Genomic DNA, 16354 nt, shown 5'->3' on the forward strand with positions numbered 1-16354 from the left:
ACGGGAGACGGACGACGGTGTTCGAGCTCGCGGCCGCGGGAAGCGGCCTCCTCGCGGCGGGAAGCTGCTGCGTGGCCACCACGCGCCGCCGCGCGCGCGTCCTCGCGGTAATCATGGCCGCGACCATGGTCGTCCACGCGCTGCCGCTCGGGGTGCCGGGGTGGGCGCTGGCCGCCGTGCTCATCGTGGCGGCGCTCGCCGCCTCGGCGGGGGACCGGCGCCGCGAACGGGAGCGGCGCGCCTCCGCGCACCGGTCGATCGGCGCGGTCCTGATGGCGGCCGCGATCCTGGCGCACCCCGCGTCTTCGGGCGCGGCGGCGCACGCGCACGGCGTGCCGGCCGAGGCGCTCGTCGTGGCATCGGTCGCCGCCTACGGCGTGTGGAGCCTGGCGCTCGCGCGCCGCGGCGCCCACGCGACGCCCGCCATGCGCGTCGAGATCGGCGCCATGGCGGTCATGCTCGCCGTCATGACGCTCCCGGCGTCCGGCGTCGGCTGAGAACGTCACGCGGTCGCAACATCATCGAAACCATCTTTGAGCGCATGCTCAATACAGTCGGATCACCGACGAAGGAGAGACAGCATGACCGAGCCGGACCTGATCGTCCACAACGCGGTCGTCCACACCATGGACGACGCGCTTCCCGCCGCGACCGCCTTCGCCGTCACGCGCGGGCGCATCGCCGCCGTCGGCGACTCCGCGCAGATCACGGCGCTCGCGGGGGTCGGCACCCGCATGGTGGATGCCGCCGGGGCATGCGTCGTGCCGGGCCTGATGGATGCGCACAACCACCACTCGATGGCCGGCGAGGAGGACCTGTACCGGCTCAGCTTCGCCCCCACGGCCACGGTCGACGAGATCTGCGACGCGGTCGCCGCGTGGATCCGCGAGCACGAGCTGGCGCCCGGGGAGTGGGTGCTGGGCGGGATCTGGGGCTCGACGCTCGTGCCCGAGCTGAGCACGGCCGATCCGCTCGGCCGCCTGGACGCCGCCTCGCCCCGCAATCCCGTGCTGCTGACGGACGACTCCCACCACAACAAGTGGGCCAACTCGCTCGCGCTCGCCGCGGCGGGCATCGACGACGCGCTGCCGGACCCGGCCGGCGGCAAGATCGTGCGCGACGCGAGCGGCCGGGCCACGGGGCTGCTGTTCGAGTCGGCCGGCGCGCTCGCGGACCAGGCGCGTGCGGCGGCCGAGGGCGAGCCGGACATCGCGCGCCTCGCGCGCTGCTCGGAGCGCGGCATCGAGATGATGCACGAGCTGGGGATCACCGCGTTCCAGGACGCGGCGGCGACCCGCGAGCTGCTGGAGGCGTTCGAGATGCTCGACGCGGAGGGGCGCCTCAAGGCTTGGGCGGTGTCGTCCCTGCTGATCAACGACAACATCTTCGGCAACCGGTTCATCGGGCGCCCGCTCATGGAGCGCGGCGAGGCGCACCGCACCGCTCACCACCGTCCCGACTTCACGAAGATCTTTCTGGACGGCGTCCCGCCCACCCACACGGGCGCGTTCCTCGAGCCCTACCTCCCCTCCGACGCCCACGGCCACGACCACCGCGGCGCCACGACCATGCCGATCGAAGAGGTCGAGGAGTGGCTGCGGCACGCGGACGAGCTGGGACTCGGCGTCAAGATCCACTGCACGGGCGACGCGTCCGTCCGCATGGTCCTCGACGCGGTCGAGCGCGTTCGGCGGGACGGGCTGGGCCTGATCGTGCACATCGCACACGGTCAGTACATCCACCCGGACGACGTCCCGCGATTCGCCCAGCTCGGCGTCGTCGCCGAGATCTCGCCCATGCTGTGGGTGCCCGGCGTGATCGTGGACTCGCTGCGCTCCGTGCTGCCCGAGCCGTTCGGCGACCGGCTGCACCCCAATCGGGCGCTGCTGGACAGCGGCGCGACGGTCGTGGGCGGGTCCGACTGGCCGGTCGCGGAATCGCCCAACCCCTGGCACGCGATCTTCGGCCTGGTCACGCGCGAGGACCCCACCGGCCGGTTCGCCGGGCGCCAGTGGCCCGAGCAGGCCATCACCGTGCGCGAGGCGCTGGCCGCGTACACGTCGTCGTCCGCTCGCGCCATGAACCTCGCCGACGTCGCCGGCCGCATCGCGCCGGGCCTGTCGGCAGACTTCGTGCTCCTGAGCGCGGATCCGCTGGCCGTCGATCCGGTCGAGCTCAAGGACATCGTCGCCCGGCAGACCTGGTTCGAGGGCGAGCTCGTGTTCGAGCGCAGCTGACCCCGCGCCCGACCCCGCGTGCCCCCACCCACGCGTCCCCTCGCGGGCTCACCCCCGCGGCTCCTCCTGCAGTCCCCACCGCAGTCACCCGAGAAGGAAGATCCACCATGAAGCACACCCACCGCCTGCTCGCGGTCGCCGCCGGCGTCGCGATCACCGCCGGCGCACTGAGCGGCTGCTCGGTCGAACCCGAGTCAGCGCCCGCCGACGCCTCGCAGCCCTCCGCCGGGGCCGTCGACAAGATCCTGTTCGACTACCCCTTCACCGCACTCCCCGTGTACGCCGCGCTCACCGAGGCCGCGACCGCGTACGCCGAGGAGAAGGGCGTCGAGCTCGTCCTGACCAACGACAACATGGACCTGTCCACGCAGGTCAGCCAGCTCACGACCCACCTCGGGTCGGACGTCGACGCCGTGGTGTCGTTCCCCATGGACAACGCGAGCGTGGAGTCCGTGGCCTCGCAGTACCTGGACGCGGGCAAGCACTGGATCACGTACGGCGGCGACCTCGAGAACCAGACGACGTCGCTGCAGTTCAGCTTCGAGAAGTCCGGCCGCATGCTGGGCGAGCACGCCGGACAGTGGGCCCAGGACGAGCTCGGCGGCAAGGGCACCGCCCTGGTGCTCGTCGACGAGACCATCCAGCTCGGCCAGGAGCGCACGAAGGGACTGCTGGACGCGCTCGCCGAGACCGCGCCCGATCTCGAGATCATCCAGCAGCAGGCCGTGACCCCCGACGAGGGGCTGTCGGTCACGAGCGCGGTGCTCGCCCAGCACCCGGACGTCAGCATCGTGGTGGCCGCGGTCGGCGACGCCGCGGCGGGCGCGTACCAGGCGCTCGCGGGTTCGGGGCGCGCGGCGGACGACGCCGGCACCTACCTCGGCGGCCTCGACGGGAACCTGACGCTGTTCCAGGAGATGAAGAAGGGATCGTTCGTGCGCGCCGTCGTCACGATCGACTCGCTCGAGATCGCGCACGCCGTGATCGACGTGCCGCTCGCGCTCGGCGAGGGCGAGAGCGACGAGCGCTTCGACGTGCCGGTGTACATGGTGACCCCGGACAGCGCCGACCTCGACGACTACATCGCGTCGTTCGGCGGCTGAGATGACCGTCACGATCACCGGGCTGACGAAGCGGTACGGCGCGACCCTCGCGCTGGACGGCGTGGATCTCGAGATCCGCTCGGGAGAGGTGCACGCGCTGCTGGGCCACAACGGCGCCGGCAAGTCGACGGTGATCGGCTGCCTGGGTGGGCGCACGGCGCCCACCCAGGGGGTCATCGACATCGACGGGGAGCGGCACACCGCCCTGGACCCGCGCGCGTCGATCGCGGCCGGCGTCGCCGTGATCTACCAGCACCTCAGCCTGATCGACTCGCTCACGGTCGCCGAGAACCTGTTCCTGGGGCAGGAGCGCACGGCGGGCGGCGTGCTGGTGCGGCGCGGCGAGCAGAAGCGCCAGACGGCCGAGGCGCTCGCGCGCATCGGTGCCGACATCAGCCCCGACGCCGTCGTGGGGGAGCTCTCGATGGGGCAGCGCCAGCAGGTCGAGATCGCCAAGGCGCTGCAGCGGCGCGCGCGGCTGCTGATCCTCGACGAGCCGAGCGCCGCGCTGTCGCCGGTCGAGTCCGAGCGCCTGGGCGCGCTCGTGCTGCAGCTCAAGCGCGAGGGCATCGCGATCCTGTACGTGACGCACCTGCTCAACGAGGTGGTGCGCCTGGCGGACCGCGCCACCGTGCTGCGCAACGGCCGTGTGGTGTGGTCGGCGGACATGGCGGGCGTGAGCAAGTCCGACATCGTCGCCGCGGTGTCGGGCGGAGCGCACGACGCCCGCGTGACCCCGCCCGCCCCCGATGCGGGCGAGCCGGCCCTGCGCCTGCGCGGCTTCGAGACCGAGGGGATCGCGCCCGTCGACCTCGACGTGCAGCCGGGCGAGATCGTGTGCCTGTACGGGCTGATCGGCTCCGGGCGGACGCGCCTCATGGAGACCCTGTTCGGCCGTCGACCGTGGCGCGGCGACGTGCGCGTCGACGGACGCGCCGTGCGACTGCGCACCCCGGACGACGCGCTGCGCGCGGGCGTCGCGCTGGTGCCGGCGGATCGCGCCAAGCAGGGGCTGTTCGGCACGCTGTCCGCGTCGGAGAACATCGTCACGCGGGCGATGGGCGCGCTCGGCCGGTTCGGCGGGCGCGACTTCGCCGCGGAACGCGGCCTGGTGGCGCGGGCGTTCGACGCCATGTCGGTCCGCCCCGCCCTGCCGGACCTGGCCGCCACGCGCTTCTCGGGCGGCAACCAGCAGAAGATCCTGATCGGGCGGTGGGTGAACGCCGCCTCGAGCGTCCGGGTGCTGCTGCTGGACGACCCCACCCAGGGCGTCGACGTCGGCGCCCGCGCCGAGATCTACGAGACCATCCGCACCCTCGCCGCAGAGCGCCGCGTCGCGATCGTCTACGCCACGAACGAGCCCGAGGAGGTCCTCGCCCTCGCGCACCGCTGCGTCGTCATGCGCGACGGGGCCGTCGTCGACGCCGTCTCCCTGGACGGCGCGGACGAGGAGTCCCTGCTCGCCCTCATCCATCACGAGCCCGCGCTCGCCTGACACGTCTGGAACGCTCATGAACCGATCCTTCGCCTCGCGCCTGACCCACGGCGTGATCAACAATCCCCTGGTCGTGCTGCTCGTGCTGATGGTCGTGGCCGTGCAGGTGGTCACCGGCGCGCAGCTGAACCCCGCGAACCTGCGCGGCGTCTTCCTCGACGTCTCGGTGATCGCCATCGCGGCCGTACCGGTCGCGATGCTCGTGATCGCCGGCTACATGGACCTCTCGGTCGGCTCGACCCTCGCGCTCGGCGGCGTGACCGCCGGCATCACGCTTCGCGCCACCGGCTCGCCCGTCCTCGCGATCGTGCTGGCGGTGCTCGCCGGCGCGGTCGTCGGCCTCGTCAATGCCGTGCTCGTGACGGTGGTCGGGCTGTCGTCCTTCATCACGACGCTCGGCATGCTCACGGCCGCGCGCGGCGTGGCGCAGCTGCTCGCGCCCCTGCCGGTCTCGGGCTTCGACGCGGGGTTCACGGCGCTCGGGATCGGCGCGGTCGCGGGCATCCCGGTCCCGGCGATCATCGCGGCCGTGCTGCTGCTGGCGGCCGGCGCGTTCCTCACGCTGACGCCCGCGGGACGCCACGTGTACGCGATCGGCGTGAACCGCGAGGCGGCCTACCTGTCGGGCGTCGCGATCCGCCGCATCCCGTTCGTGCTCTACCTCGTCTCGGGATCGGCCGCCGGGCTGGCGGGCGCCATCACGGCGGCGCGCCTCAACAGCGCGCCCGCCGGTCAGCTGGGCTCGGGCTTCGAGCTGGCGGTGCTGACCGCGGTCCTGCTCGGCGGCGTCGCGCTCACGGGCGGCGCGGGCAACATGGGCGGCGTGCTGGTCGGGGTGCTGTTCATGGGCATGCTCACGAACGGCCTCACGCTCCTGGGCGTGCCGACCTTCTGGCAGAGCGTCGCGAGCGGCGTGGCCCTGATCCTCGCGATCGCGATCAGCGTGGGCACGCAGATCCTGCGCGGCCGCCTGGTCGCGCGCGACGCCCAGCGCATCGCCCGGCAGGCCGCGGTGGAGGCGGAGGCCGCCGCCACCCGCTGACCGGGCGCCCCGCACGGCTCGCACCGCTGCGCGGGCGGACCGTCCCCCCGAGCATTCGCTCACCCGAACGAAGGAGTTCCCCCATGTCCACCTCTCCCGACACGACGTCGACAGCGCTCAAGGGCAACCTGGGCGTCGCCAGCATCGTCTTCCTCGTGCTCGCGGCCGTGGCGCCGCTCACGGGCATGATCGTGATCGCCAGCCTGGCGATCGCGCTCGGCTCGGGCGGCGGCACGCCCGCCATGTTCGCCGTCATGACCGTGATCCTGCTGCTGTTCTCGGTCGGCTACGCACAGATGGCCAAGCAGCTCACCAACGCGGGCGGGTTCTACGCCTTCGTGGTCAAGGGGCTCGGTCGCACAGCCGGTCTCGTGGCGGCCATGATCGCGGTCGTCGGCTACAACTGCTTCGTCGCGGGCGCGGTGGGAACCTCCGGGTTCTTCAGCGCCGTGGTCTTCGAGAGCTTCACGGGCGTGTCCACGCCCTGGTGGGCGTGGTCGCTGGGCTGGGTCGTCCTGGCCTGGATCTTCACGCGCAGCGGCATCGACTTCTCCGCCAAGATCCTCGGCGTCGCGCTCGTCGTCGAGGTGCTGATCCTCATCGCGCTCGACGTGGCGATCCTGGCGCAGACCGGCTTCGCGCTCGATGCGTGGGCGCCGTCGGCCTGGGCCGGCCCGACCATGGGCCTCGGGCTGCTGTTCGCCGGCACGGCGTTCCTGGGCTTCGAGGCGACCGGCCTGTTCGGCGAGGAGGCGCGCGACCCCAAGCGCACGATCCCGCGCGCCACCTACGCCGCGATCCTCGTGATCGGCGTGCTCGCGGTCGTGACCACGTGGGCGTTCGTGTCGGCCATGGGCGTGGCCGACGCGCAGGGCGTTGCGCTGGATCACCTCGCCGGCGGCGACCTGGTGTTCGTGCTGTCCGACACGTATCTCGGACCCGTGCTGACCGCCGTCATGCAGGTGCTGCTGATCGTCAGCCTGTTCGCGGCCCTGCTGGCCCTGCACAACTCCGCGACGCGGTACCTGTACGCGATGGGGCGCGTGGGCGTGTTCCCCGCGCGGCTCTCGCAGACCCGCGAGAAGACCGGGTCGCCGGTCGTGGCCTCGACCGCGCAGTTCGCGTTCTCGGTCGTGGTCGCGATGCTGTTCGCGGTCGCCGGGGCCGATCCGATCCTGACGCTCGTGCCCGCGTTCACAGGGCTCGGCACGCTCGGCATCATCGTGATGCAGGCGATCGCCGTCGTCGCGGTCATCGTGCACTTCCGCCGCCAGCGCGACCCGCGCTGGATGACCACGTTCGTGCTGCCGGGCATCGGCGCGATCGGGCTCTGGGTCGTCACCGCGCTCGCCTTCGCCAACTTCGGGATGATGGCGGGCTCGGAGGATCCCCTGATCGGCGCGCTGCCGTGGCTGCTGCCGCTCGCGGCGGTCGCGGGCCTGGTGATCGCGGTCGTGACGCGCTCTCGCGCGCCGCGCGTGTGGCAGGCGCTCGACCAGGACCTCGACAAGGTCGGCCTCGAGGTCGCCGTCGAGACGCCGCTGCGATGACGGCGCACATCATCACGGGCGGCGGCACCGGCATCGGCGCGGCCACCGCGCGGCTGCTGGCGGACGCGGGGGGCGACGTCGTGATCGTCGGTCGTCGCCCCGAGCCGCTGCAGGCCGTCGCGGCCACGCACGAGCGGGTCCACGCGATGACGGCCGACGCCGCCGACGGCGCCGACATGGCGCGTGTGGTCGCCGCGACGGCCGAGCGCTTCGGCGGCGTGGCGGGCCTGGTGGCCAACGCGGGAGGGCACGGCTACTCCACGGTGGGCGACACGACGGACGACGAGTGGCGCGCCAGCCTGGAGGCCAATCTCACGACCGCGTTCGTCGCGATCCGCGCGGCGCTCGGCGAGCTCGAGCGCGCGCAGGGCTCGATCGTGGTGGTCTCGTCTATCGCGGGCCTTGCCGCCGGTCCCGAGACGGCGGGCTACACGGTGGGCAAGCACGCGCTGCTGGGGCTCGTCCGCTCGGTCGCCCGCGACTACGGCCGGCGGGGCGTGCGCATCAACGCGCTGTGCCCGGGATGGGTGCGCACGCCGATGTCCGACGCGGAGATGTCGGTGCTTGTCGAGCGCGGCGATGCGCAGGACGTCGAGAGCGCGTACGCGCTGGTCACTCGCGACGTCCCGCTCGGTCGGGCCGCGCTGCCCGAGGAGATCGCCGCGACCATCGGCTTCCTGCTCGGGCCCGCGTCGGCCTACGTGCACGGCGCCACGATCGTCGCCGACGGCGGCAGCACGATCGTCGACGTGCCGACCCTGGCCTACGGATGACGCGCCGGCCCCTTCCCGCGGATCGCGCGACGGCGGACCGCCGCGCGCCGGATCCCGCACACCCGCACGGAGCAGAGAGCAGGAGCATGACCATGCACCCCGCGGCCACCGCGCCGCCCTTCACCCTGGACGCCGCCGAGGCGCTCGCGCGCGCGGCGCTGCCGCGCTTCGGGCTCGGGCCCGACGCGCGCATCGAGTTCGTCAAGCACCGCGAGAACCACACGTATCGCGTCACGGACGGCGACGAGGAGGTCGCGCTGCGCGTGCACCGCTCGGGCTACCGCGACGACGCCGAGATCGCGAGCGAACTGCGCTGGATCGCTCTGCTGTCGGCGCACGGGGTGCCCGTGCCCCGCGTACGCAGCACGAGCGCGGGGGAGCCGTACGCGGTGGTGGAGCACGGCGGCCACACGCGCCGCGTGTCCGTGCAAGAGTGGCTCGACGCCGAGCAGGCGGGCGACGTGGTCGACTGGTTCGAGGGCCGCACGCGCCCCAGCGCCGAGCTGTTCGGCGTGCTCGGAGACCTCGCCGCCCGGCTGCACGACGCAGCGGAGCGGATGGGCACGCCCACGTGGTTCCGCCGCGCCGCGTGGGACGCCGAGGGGCTGGCGGGCGAGGCGCCGCGCTGGGGCGTCGCGGAGGCGCTGACAACGCTCGGCCCGGAGGAGCGCGAGCTGTTCGCGCGCGCCCGGGCGCGCGCGCACCGTGACATCCTCCGGGTGCCGCGCAGCGCGCGCAGCTTCGGCGTCATCCACGCCGACCTGACACCCGAGAACGTGCTGCGCCGCGCCGACGGAGCCCACGTCGCGATCGACTTCGACGACTTCGGGGAGGGCTACTACCTGTTCGACCTCGCCACGATCCTGTGGTGGGCATCGCGGCTCGACGACGTGGCCGACCTGCGCGTGGCGCTGCTGGACGGATACACCGCGGTGCGCCCCCTGGGGCCCGAGCTGGCCGCCCTCGACGCGCTGGTGATCGCCCGGGGGTCGAGCTACCTCGGCTGGGCGGCCGACCGGGCCGGCGACGACGCCGCCCAGTGGATCGCCGACCGGGTGGCGCCCTGGGCGCGCCACCTGTGCGCCGCCTACGTGGCGGGCGAGCCCCTGCCCTGGCACACGACACACTCCCGAGAGGACGCCTCATGACGAACGACCTGCTGGCACGACGCCACGCCACGCTGGGCCCGCACTCGCCGCTGTTCTACCGCGCGCCGCTGGAGATGGTGCGCGGCGAGGGCGTGTGGCTGACCGACGCGCAGGGCCGCCGCTACCTCGACGCCTACAACAACGTGCCCCACGTGGGGCACAGCCACCCGCGCGTGGTCGCGGCCGTGGCCGAGCAGATGGCGACGCTCAACATCCACACCCGCTACCTGAACGAGCGCGTGGTGCGCTACGCCGAGAAGCTGCTGGCGCTGTTCGACCCGGGACTGGATCGTCTCTTCCTCACCAACAGCGGATCCGAGGCGAACGAGCTCGCGATCCGCATCGCGCGCCAGCACACGGGGCACCGGGGCGTGATCGTGAGCGACTTCAGCTACCACGGCAACACCATCACGCTGGCGGAGGTCACGACCGGGCTGGACGCCGCGGAGGCGCTCGCGCCGCATGCGCGGGCCATCCGCATCCCGGACCTGGACGCCACGGACGCGCCCGACGAGCAGACCCTGCTGCGATCCGCGCTCGCCGAGCTTGACGCCGCGATCGCCTCGCTGGACGAAGCGGGGTTCGGCGTCGCGGTACTGCTGATCGACACGCTCTTCACGACCGAGGGCGTGGTGCGTCCGCCGCGGGACTTCGTGCGCCTGGCGGCCGAGAGGGTGCGGCGCGCGGGCGGCCTGGTGATCGCCGACGAGGTGCAGCCCGGGTTCGGACGCATCGGCACGTACTGGTGGGGCTATCAGCAGTGGGGCTTCACCCCGGATTTCGTCACGATGGGCAAGTCGATGGGCAACGGCCACCCCGTCGCGGGTGTGGTGACCACGCAGGCGCTGCTGGAGGAGTTCGGCTCACACAATATGTTCTTCAACACGTTCGCGGGCAACCCCGTCTCCGCCGCCGCCGCCGAGGCCGTCCTCGACGTGATCCATGACGAAGGGCTGCGTGAGCGCGCGGCCGAGAACGGCGCGTTCATCCGCGAGCGCCTCGAGGCGATCACGGCGTCGTACGAGGCTCTGGGGCCGGTGCGCGGCGCCGGCCTGTTCTTCGGCTTCGAGATCTTCGCGGACGCGGCACGCTCGACGCCCGACCCGGCAACGACGAAGGACCTCGTCGAGGACATGCGTGAGCGCGGCGTCCTGCTCAGCCGAATCGGTCGCCACGACTCCGTCTTCAAGATCCGACCGCCGCTCGCACTCGAGCGTGCGCACGCGGAACGGCTGCTCGCGACGATCGAGGAGAGCATCGCGGTGCGGTTCGGCAGCTGAGCCCGGCCCGGTCCACGTCCGGCAGAATCGAATGCATGCCGAAGATCGTCGACCGCGACGCACGCCGCCTGGAGATCGTCGAGACGTATGTCAAGCTCGCGGCGGCTGAGGGCTTCGAGGCGGTCACGACCCGTCGGCTCGCCAGCGAGCTCGGCGTGGCCGCCGGCGCGCTGTGGCACTACTTCAAGGGCTTCGATGAGGTGCTGCTGCGGGCCTTCCAATTGATGTACGAGCGCACGGACGCCCGCATGCAGGCGCAGACGAAATCTCGGCGCGGGATGGACGCGCTGTGCGCGCTGGTCGAGCAGACGCATCCGCTGGACCGTCTGACGAGCGATGAGGCGCACGTCGTGGTCAGCTTCTGGGGACGCGTGCCGTTTCACAAGGACTTCGCGCAGATCCAGTCGAGCGTGGAGGACCACTGGCATCTCACCTACTCTCGTGCGCTCGAGCAGGCGGTCGAGGACGGCGAGCTGATCGCCGAGACGCCCGTGCAGGGCCTCACGGACGCGTTGCTCGCGCTGGTGACGGGCTATCAGGTGGAGCATGTCCTGCGCACGCGTATCTCCGAGCCGGCGCGTCAGTGGGGCGTGATCCAGACGCTGCTCGGCCCGTGGCTGACGCCCGCGGGCGCGGAGCGCGGTCGATTCGACGAAAGGGCGGCGGCCGTCACCGGGTGACAGCCGCCGCTCTTTCGGATGCGCCGGCGACGCGGCCTTCAGCCGCCCGCGGGAGTCCTCAGATCACCTGAGCCCGCTCCACGACCTCCGCGATCCGGGGGAACAGGGGGTGCTCGGGCTCGAGGCCCGTCACCTGCGACGTGAAAGCCTGCGCATCGAGCTCGCGCAGCAGGCGCTGCAGGTCGACCGACTGGTCGTCCTCCGGGTCGTCGAACGCGAGCAGCGCGCTCACGGCGTGCAGCAGACCGTCCACCTTCAGGTCGCGCTCGGCCGCCTCCGCGGCCGGCCCGACGAATCGCTCGTGGCGCGACAGCTTGCGCAGCGGCTGCCGCCCCACGCGCCACACCGTGTCGGGAAGCGCGGGGTTGCGGAAGCGGCCGAGGATCGTCGCGCGATACTGCGCGAGATCCTCCGGGTCGAATCCGTGCTTGGCCGCCAGGAGGGCGGACGTCTCCTCGAGCGCGGCCGCCACGCCCGCGGCCACCGACTCGTCCGCCAGCGCATCCGAGATCTTCTCGAGGCCCGCGCGGGCGCCGAGATAGGCGGCCGTCGCGTGCCCGGTGTTGACCGTGAAGAGCTTGCGCTCGATGTACGGGGCGAGGTCGTCCACGAAGTGCGCGCCCGGGATCTCCGGCGGGTTGGCGCCGAACGGGTGCTTCTCGATCGCCCACTCGAAGAACGGCTCGACCGTCACGTCGATCCCGTGCCCCTCGGGCTGGCCCGGCACGATCCGGTCCACCGCCGTGTTGGCGAACACCGCGCGGCCGGCGAGCGCGTCCCAGCTCTCGCCCGCCGACTCCTGCATGTGATCCCGCAGGGTGTCGGTCGCGCCGATCGCGTTCTCGCACGCCATGACCTGCAGGGGAGCGGCATCCGGATCGCGCAGCGCGAGTCCGGCGACGATGTGCGGCGCGATGAAGCGCAGCACGGTCGGCCCGACGGCGGTGGTGACGACGTCCGCCGTCGCCACCTCCGCCGCCACGGCCTCCGGGTCGGCCGCGCTGTCGATCGCGCGGAATCTCGTCACGACCTTGTCGCGGCCCCCCTCTCCGACCTCGTGCACGGTGTACTCGTCCGCGGCGTTGATCGCATCGACCAGCGCCGTCGCGACGTCCGAGAACACCACCTCGTACCCGCCCTCGTGGAGCAGGAGCCCCACGAAGCCGCGCCCGATGTTCCCCGCACCGAAGTGGAGTGCCTTCTTCATGATCCGGATCAGCCCTCGTTCATCGTCTTGAGCAGTGCGTACAGGTCCTCGGGCGTCTGGGCCCGCTTGAGCTGCTCGACCTGCTCCTCGTCCGAGAACAGGAGCGCGACGTTCTGCAGCAGACCGAGGTGCTCGTCGCCCTTGCCGGCGATGCCGACGACGAAGCTCACCTGCTCGCCGTCCCAGTCGACGCCGCCGTCGTACCGGACGACCGTGAGCGCCGAGTCGAGCACCGCGTCCTTGGCGGCGTTGGTGCCGTGCGGGATCGCCAGCTCGTTGCCCATGAACGTCGAGACGGTCTGCTCGCGCTCGAGCATGGCGTCGTAGTACCGGCCCGTGACGGCGCCGGCGGCCTCGAGCATGTCGGCGGCCTCGCGGATCGCCTCGTCGCGCGAGACGGATCCGGCGTGGATCCGCACGCTGCCCTGCGTGAGCACCGCGTCGTCGCCTGCCGCGCCGGACGCGGCCGCGGCAGCCGTGGCGCGCGCCTCGGCGCGCGTCGCGGGAGCCCCGGTGCCCGCCATGCCATCAGGCGCGGTGGGCACATCCTGCGGCGCCACGTCGACGCTGTCCGCCGCGCGCTGCTGCAGCACGAGCTGGACGACCTCGTCGTACTTCGGCGAGTTCATGAAGTTGTCCACCGAGACGTGCACGGCCGACTGCTCGCGCTGGCGTGCGCGGTCGGTCAGCTGCGCCTGCGTGATGACCAGGTCGGCGTTGCCGTCGAGCGACGCGATCGCCTTGTTGGTCACGTTCACGTCCGTGATCCCGGCGGCCTTGAACTTGTTGCGCAGCACGCTCGCACCCATGGCGGAGGAGCCCATGCCGGCGTCGCACGCGAACACCACGCGCTCGATCGCCTGGGTGGGAGCGAGGGTCGCGACGCCCGTGGCGGCCGTGGCGCCCGCGAGCCCGCTCAGGGCCGCGGAGGACTTGCCCTTGTTCGCCTGCGTCTGCGCCACGGCGGCGGAGAAGCCGTCCGCGCCCGCGGCCTCGGCCGCGAGGTCGCGCTTGCGGCTTGCGCGCAGGATCACTGCCGCGACGAGGAACGTCACGAGTGCCGAGAGGACGACCGACAGGATCACGCCGACGTAGCTGTCGCGCGCCGTCTGGGCGAGCACGGCGATGATCGAACCCGGCGCCGCCGGGGCGACGAGCCCGGTCTGGAAGATCGCGTTCGTGCCGACGCCCGTCGCGCCGCCCGCGATCACGGCGAGCAGCAGAGCGGGCTTCATCAGCACGTACGGGAAGTACACCTCGTGGATGCCGCCGAAGAACTGGATGATGGCCGCGCCGGGAGCCGACGCGCGCGCCGCGCCGACACCGAAGAACGTGAAGGCCAGCAGGACGCCGAGGCCCGGGCCGGGGTTCGCCTCGAGCAGGAACAGGATCGACTTGCCCGTCTCGGCCGACTCCGCGGTGCCGAGCGGGGTGAGCACGCCGTGGTTGATGGCGTTGTTCAGGAAGAAGACCTTCGCGGGCTCGATCAGGATGCTCGTGAGCGGCAGCAGGCCGTTGTCGACGAGCCAGCCGACCGCTCCGCCGAGGACGTCCATGATCCAGTTCACGATCGGCGCCAGCACGTAGAACGCGAACACGGCGGCGATGAAGCCGAAGATGCCGGCCGAGAACATGTTGACGAGCATCTCGAAGCCCGCCCTGATCTTGCCCTCCCACAGGCGGTCGAGCTTCTTCATGACCCACGCCGCGAGCGGGCCCATGATCATCGCGCCGATGAACATGTGGATCGTGTTGATGGGCTCCTCGCCGGCGGCGACGAGCTCGAGGTTCCGCTGAGTGATCAGCCAGTCGGAGCCCGCGATGGCACCGAACGTGGCGACCGCGCCGACGACGGCGCCTCGCGTCTCGTAGACCATCCGGCCGCCCTGGTACGCGATCAGGATCGGGAGGAGGTAGTGGATCATCGGGCCGACGATCGACTCGAGCGCCGGGTTGGGCGTCCAGCCGGCGGCGATGAAGAACGCCGTGAAGATCCCCCACGCGATGAGAGCAGGGATGTTGGGCATGATCATGCCCGAGAGGAACGTGCCGACCTTCTGCACGCCCACTCGGAAACCGCCGGGCGACTTCGCCGCGACTTGGGTGTCCGTCATGATGACTCGTCTTTCTGCTGTGTGATTCGGGTAGGAGTTGCGGGTGGAGGAGACGTCAGGATCCGGCGGCGTCCCGGGCGGCCGCGCGGGCGCCGGCCGCATCCTCCGCGTCGAGGGCGGCCTGCGCGATGCGGCGGGCGTCGTCGAGCGTGAAGCGGCCGAGCGCGTACCGCACGTCGGCCAGCGCCGCGGGCGCCATCGACAGCGTGGTGGCGCCGAGACCCACGAGCACGACGGCGAGCAGCGGGTCGGCGGCGGCCTCGCCGCAGATGCCGACCGGCTTGCCGTGCGCCCGGCCCGCCTCGCCGACGTGCGAGATGAGCTGCAGCACCGCCGGGTGCCACGGGTCCTGCAGGGTCGCGACCGTGCCCAGGAGGCGATCCGCCGCCATCGTGTACTGCGTGAGGTCGTTCGTGCCGATCGAGGCGAAGTCGGCGTGCGCGAGCACGCGGTCCGCGAGCAGCGCGCTGGCGGGAACCTCGACCATGACGCCCGCGGTCTTCAGGCCCAGTTCGCGCGCGAGCGACGTGAAGTACCGCGTCTCCTCCACGGTCGCGATCATCGGGGCCATGACCCACAGGTCGGCGTCCGTCTCGGCGTCGGCACGGGCGAGGGCCGTCAGCTGGTCGCGCAGAATCTGCTCGCTCGCGCGCAGCGCGCGCAGGCCACGCAGGCCCAGGGCCGGGTTGTCCTCGGGCGCGTCGTTCAGGAACGGCAGCGGCTTGTCGGCGCCGGCGTCGAGCACGCGCACGACGACCTTCTTGCCGGCGAACGCGGTCAGGAGCTTCGTGTACTCGGCCTGCTGCGCCTCGACGGTGGGCGCCTCCTTGGAGCTCAGGAACAGGAACTCCGTGCGGAACAGGCCCACGCCCTCCGCGCCGAGCTCGAGCGCCTCGGCGGCGCCCGCGGGCGAGCCGAGGTTCGCCAGCAGCGGCACGGCCGTGCCGTCCGCCATCGCACCCGGCGTCACGGGAGCGGCCTCCGCCGCGCCGCGCTCATCCGCCCGGCGCTGCGCGTCGGAGAGCTGCTCGTCCGACGGGTCCGCGATCACGGATCCGGCCGCGGCGTCCACGATCACGGTGTCGCCGTCGGCGAGGCGCGCGGCGGCCGACGCGCCGACGACCGCGACGATGCCCTTCTCGCGCGCGAGGATCGCCGTGTGCGAGGTCGGCCCGCCGTCGGTCGTGACGAGCGCGAGCACGCGGTTGGGCGAGGCGGGATCGAGGTCGAGCAGGGCCGTGTCGGCGGGTGCGAGGTCCGGGGCGACGAGCACGAACGGGTGGCCGGGGGTCGGCACGCCCGGCGCGGGCTCGCCGCGCAGGTGCGCGATCACGCGCGCGGCGACGTCGTCGAGGTCGGCGGCGCGCTCGCCGAGGTAGCCGCCGACGGCCTCAAGCGTCGCGCGGAACTCCGCGAACGCGTCGTGCACGGCCCACTCGGCCGTCTTGCCGGCGTCGAGCCGCGTCTGCACGGCCTCCTCGAGCGTCGGGTCCTCAGCCATCATCGCCTGCGCCTCGAGCACGTCGCGCGCGGCTCCGCCCGCGGCCTCCGCCCGTCGGTTGAGCTCGGCCGAGACCGCGGCGACGGCCTCGCGCACGCGCGCGGCCTCCTCGTCCGCGGGGCGGGCGCTCGCCTCGTCCCGCGGCGCAGGGGCGCGCTCCGCCATGCGGGCGACCTGGCCCTGGGCGACGCCCAGCCCGATGCCGACGCCCGTGATCGTGTCGC

At 72.6% G+C, this 16354-nt stretch carries 13 protein-coding genes; 10 read left to right on the top strand and 3 right to left on the bottom strand.

Annotated elements, in window-relative coordinates:
* Positions 1-71: 71 nt before the first annotated feature.
* The 10 genes from BJP60_RS03830 (at position 72) to BJP60_RS03875 (ending at position 11308) form a co-directional block, all read left to right on the top strand.
* Positions 72-497, top strand: a complete 426-nt coding sequence (locus BJP60_RS03830) for a hypothetical protein (RefSeq protein ID WP_203137686.1) — start codon at positions 72-74, stop codon at positions 495-497.
* Between the two features lie 84 nt (positions 498-581).
* The gene (locus BJP60_RS03835) at positions 582-2237 is read left to right on the top strand and encodes an amidohydrolase (protein WP_203137687.1); all 1656 of its coding nucleotides are present in this window, start codon (positions 582-584) and stop codon (positions 2235-2237) included.
* A gap of 107 nt (positions 2238-2344) precedes the next feature.
* Positions 2345-3340 (top strand): sugar ABC transporter substrate-binding protein, encoded by a 996-nt coding sequence (locus BJP60_RS03840; protein ID WP_203137688.1) that lies wholly within the window; start codon positions 2345-2347, stop codon positions 3338-3340.
* A 1-nt stretch (position 3341) separates the two neighbouring features.
* Positions 3342-4835 (top strand): sugar ABC transporter ATP-binding protein, encoded by a 1494-nt coding sequence (locus tag BJP60_RS03845; RefSeq protein WP_203137689.1) that lies wholly within the window; start codon positions 3342-3344, stop codon positions 4833-4835.
* A 16-nt stretch (positions 4836-4851) separates the two neighbouring features.
* Entirely contained in the window at positions 4852-5877 is a 1026-nt protein-coding gene (locus BJP60_RS03850; RefSeq protein WP_203137691.1) for an ABC transporter permease, read from the top strand.
* Positions 5878-5960: 83 nt separating this feature from the next.
* Positions 5961-7427, top strand: a complete 1467-nt coding sequence (locus BJP60_RS03855) for an APC family permease (protein WP_203137693.1) — start codon at positions 5961-5963, stop codon at positions 7425-7427.
* A complete protein-coding gene (locus tag BJP60_RS03860; RefSeq protein WP_203137695.1) occupies positions 7424-8200 on the top strand; it encodes an SDR family NAD(P)-dependent oxidoreductase in 777 nt (258 codons plus the stop codon). Before BJP60_RS03855 ends, BJP60_RS03860 begins: the two co-directional genes overlap by 4 nt.
* Positions 8201-8286: 86 nt before the next feature.
* Positions 8287-9348 (top strand): phosphotransferase enzyme family protein, encoded by a 1062-nt coding sequence (locus tag BJP60_RS03865; RefSeq protein ID WP_203137696.1) that lies wholly within the window; start codon positions 8287-8289, stop codon positions 9346-9348.
* Positions 9345-10628, top strand: coding sequence for an aspartate aminotransferase family protein (locus tag BJP60_RS03870; protein ID WP_203137697.1), 1284 nt, complete (start codon positions 9345-9347; stop codon positions 10626-10628). The genes BJP60_RS03865 and BJP60_RS03870 overlap by 4 nt, the downstream gene beginning before the upstream one ends.
* A 35-nt stretch (positions 10629-10663) precedes the next feature.
* Positions 10664-11308, top strand: coding sequence for a TetR/AcrR family transcriptional regulator (locus BJP60_RS03875; RefSeq protein ID WP_203137698.1), 645 nt, complete (start codon positions 10664-10666; stop codon positions 11306-11308).
* A 58-nt stretch (positions 11309-11366) separates the two neighbouring features.
* Here the strand turns inward: BJP60_RS03875 and BJP60_RS03880 are convergent, their stop codons facing one another.
* From BJP60_RS03880 to ptsP, 3 genes are read right to left on the bottom strand one after another with little or no spacing between them, the layout of a single operon-like run.
* Positions 11367-12515, bottom strand: a complete 1149-nt coding sequence (locus tag BJP60_RS03880; RefSeq protein WP_203137699.1) for a mannitol-1-phosphate 5-dehydrogenase — start codon at positions 12513-12515, stop codon at positions 11367-11369.
* Between the two features lie 8 nt (positions 12516-12523).
* Positions 12524-14629 carry a PTS mannitol transporter subunit IICBA gene (locus tag BJP60_RS03885; RefSeq protein ID WP_203137700.1) on the bottom strand — a complete coding sequence of 702 codons (2106 nt, stop codon included), beginning with the start codon at positions 14627-14629 and terminating at the stop codon, positions 12524-12526.
* A gap of 55 nt (positions 14630-14684) precedes the next feature.
* Complete coding sequence (gene ptsP / locus BJP60_RS03890) at positions 14685-16295, bottom strand: phosphoenolpyruvate--protein phosphotransferase (protein WP_442923416.1); 1611 nt, start codon at positions 16293-16295, stop codon at positions 14685-14687.
* Positions 16296-16354: the final 59 nt, after the last annotated feature.

This window comes from Microbacterium sp. JZ31 (assembly GCF_016805985.1).
Classification (GTDB): Bacteria; Actinomycetota; Actinomycetes; order Actinomycetales; family Microbacteriaceae; genus Microbacterium.

Bases quoted from the DNA above. Each gene is read 5' to 3' on its own strand.
- BJP60_RS03845 (WP_203137689.1), top strand. From the start codon at position 3,342: ATGACCGTCACGATCACCGGGCTGACGAAGCGGTACGGCGCGACCCTC.
- BJP60_RS03835 (WP_203137687.1), top strand. From the start codon at position 582: ATGACCGAGCCGGACCTGATCGTCCACAACGCGGTCGTCCACACCATG.
- BJP60_RS03865 (WP_203137696.1), top strand. From the start codon at position 8,287: ATGACCATGCACCCCGCGGCCACCGCGCCGCCCTTCACCCTGGACGCC.
- BJP60_RS03855 (WP_203137693.1), top strand. From the start codon at position 5,961: ATGTCCACCTCTCCCGACACGACGTCGACAGCGCTCAAGGGCAACCTG.
- BJP60_RS03870 (WP_203137697.1), top strand. From the start codon at position 9,345: ATGACGAACGACCTGCTGGCACGACGCCACGCCACGCTGGGCCCGCAC.
- ptsP (WP_442923416.1), bottom strand. From the start codon at position 16,295: ATGGCGGAGCGCGCCCCTGCGCCGCGGGACGAGGCGAGCGCCCGCCCC.
- BJP60_RS03850 (WP_203137691.1), top strand. From the start codon at position 4,852: ATGAACCGATCCTTCGCCTCGCGCCTGACCCACGGCGTGATCAACAAT.
- BJP60_RS03875 (WP_203137698.1), top strand. From the start codon at position 10,664: ATGCCGAAGATCGTCGACCGCGACGCACGCCGCCTGGAGATCGTCGAG.
- BJP60_RS03885 (WP_203137700.1), bottom strand. From the start codon at position 14,629: ATGACGGACACCCAAGTCGCGGCGAAGTCGCCCGGCGGTTTCCGAGTG.
- BJP60_RS03860 (WP_203137695.1), top strand. From the start codon at position 7,424: ATGACGGCGCACATCATCACGGGCGGCGGCACCGGCATCGGCGCGGCC.
- BJP60_RS03880 (WP_203137699.1), bottom strand. From the start codon at position 12,515: ATGAAGAAGGCACTCCACTTCGGTGCGGGGAACATCGGGCGCGGCTTC.
- BJP60_RS03840 (WP_203137688.1), top strand. From the start codon at position 2,345: ATGAAGCACACCCACCGCCTGCTCGCGGTCGCCGCCGGCGTCGCGATC.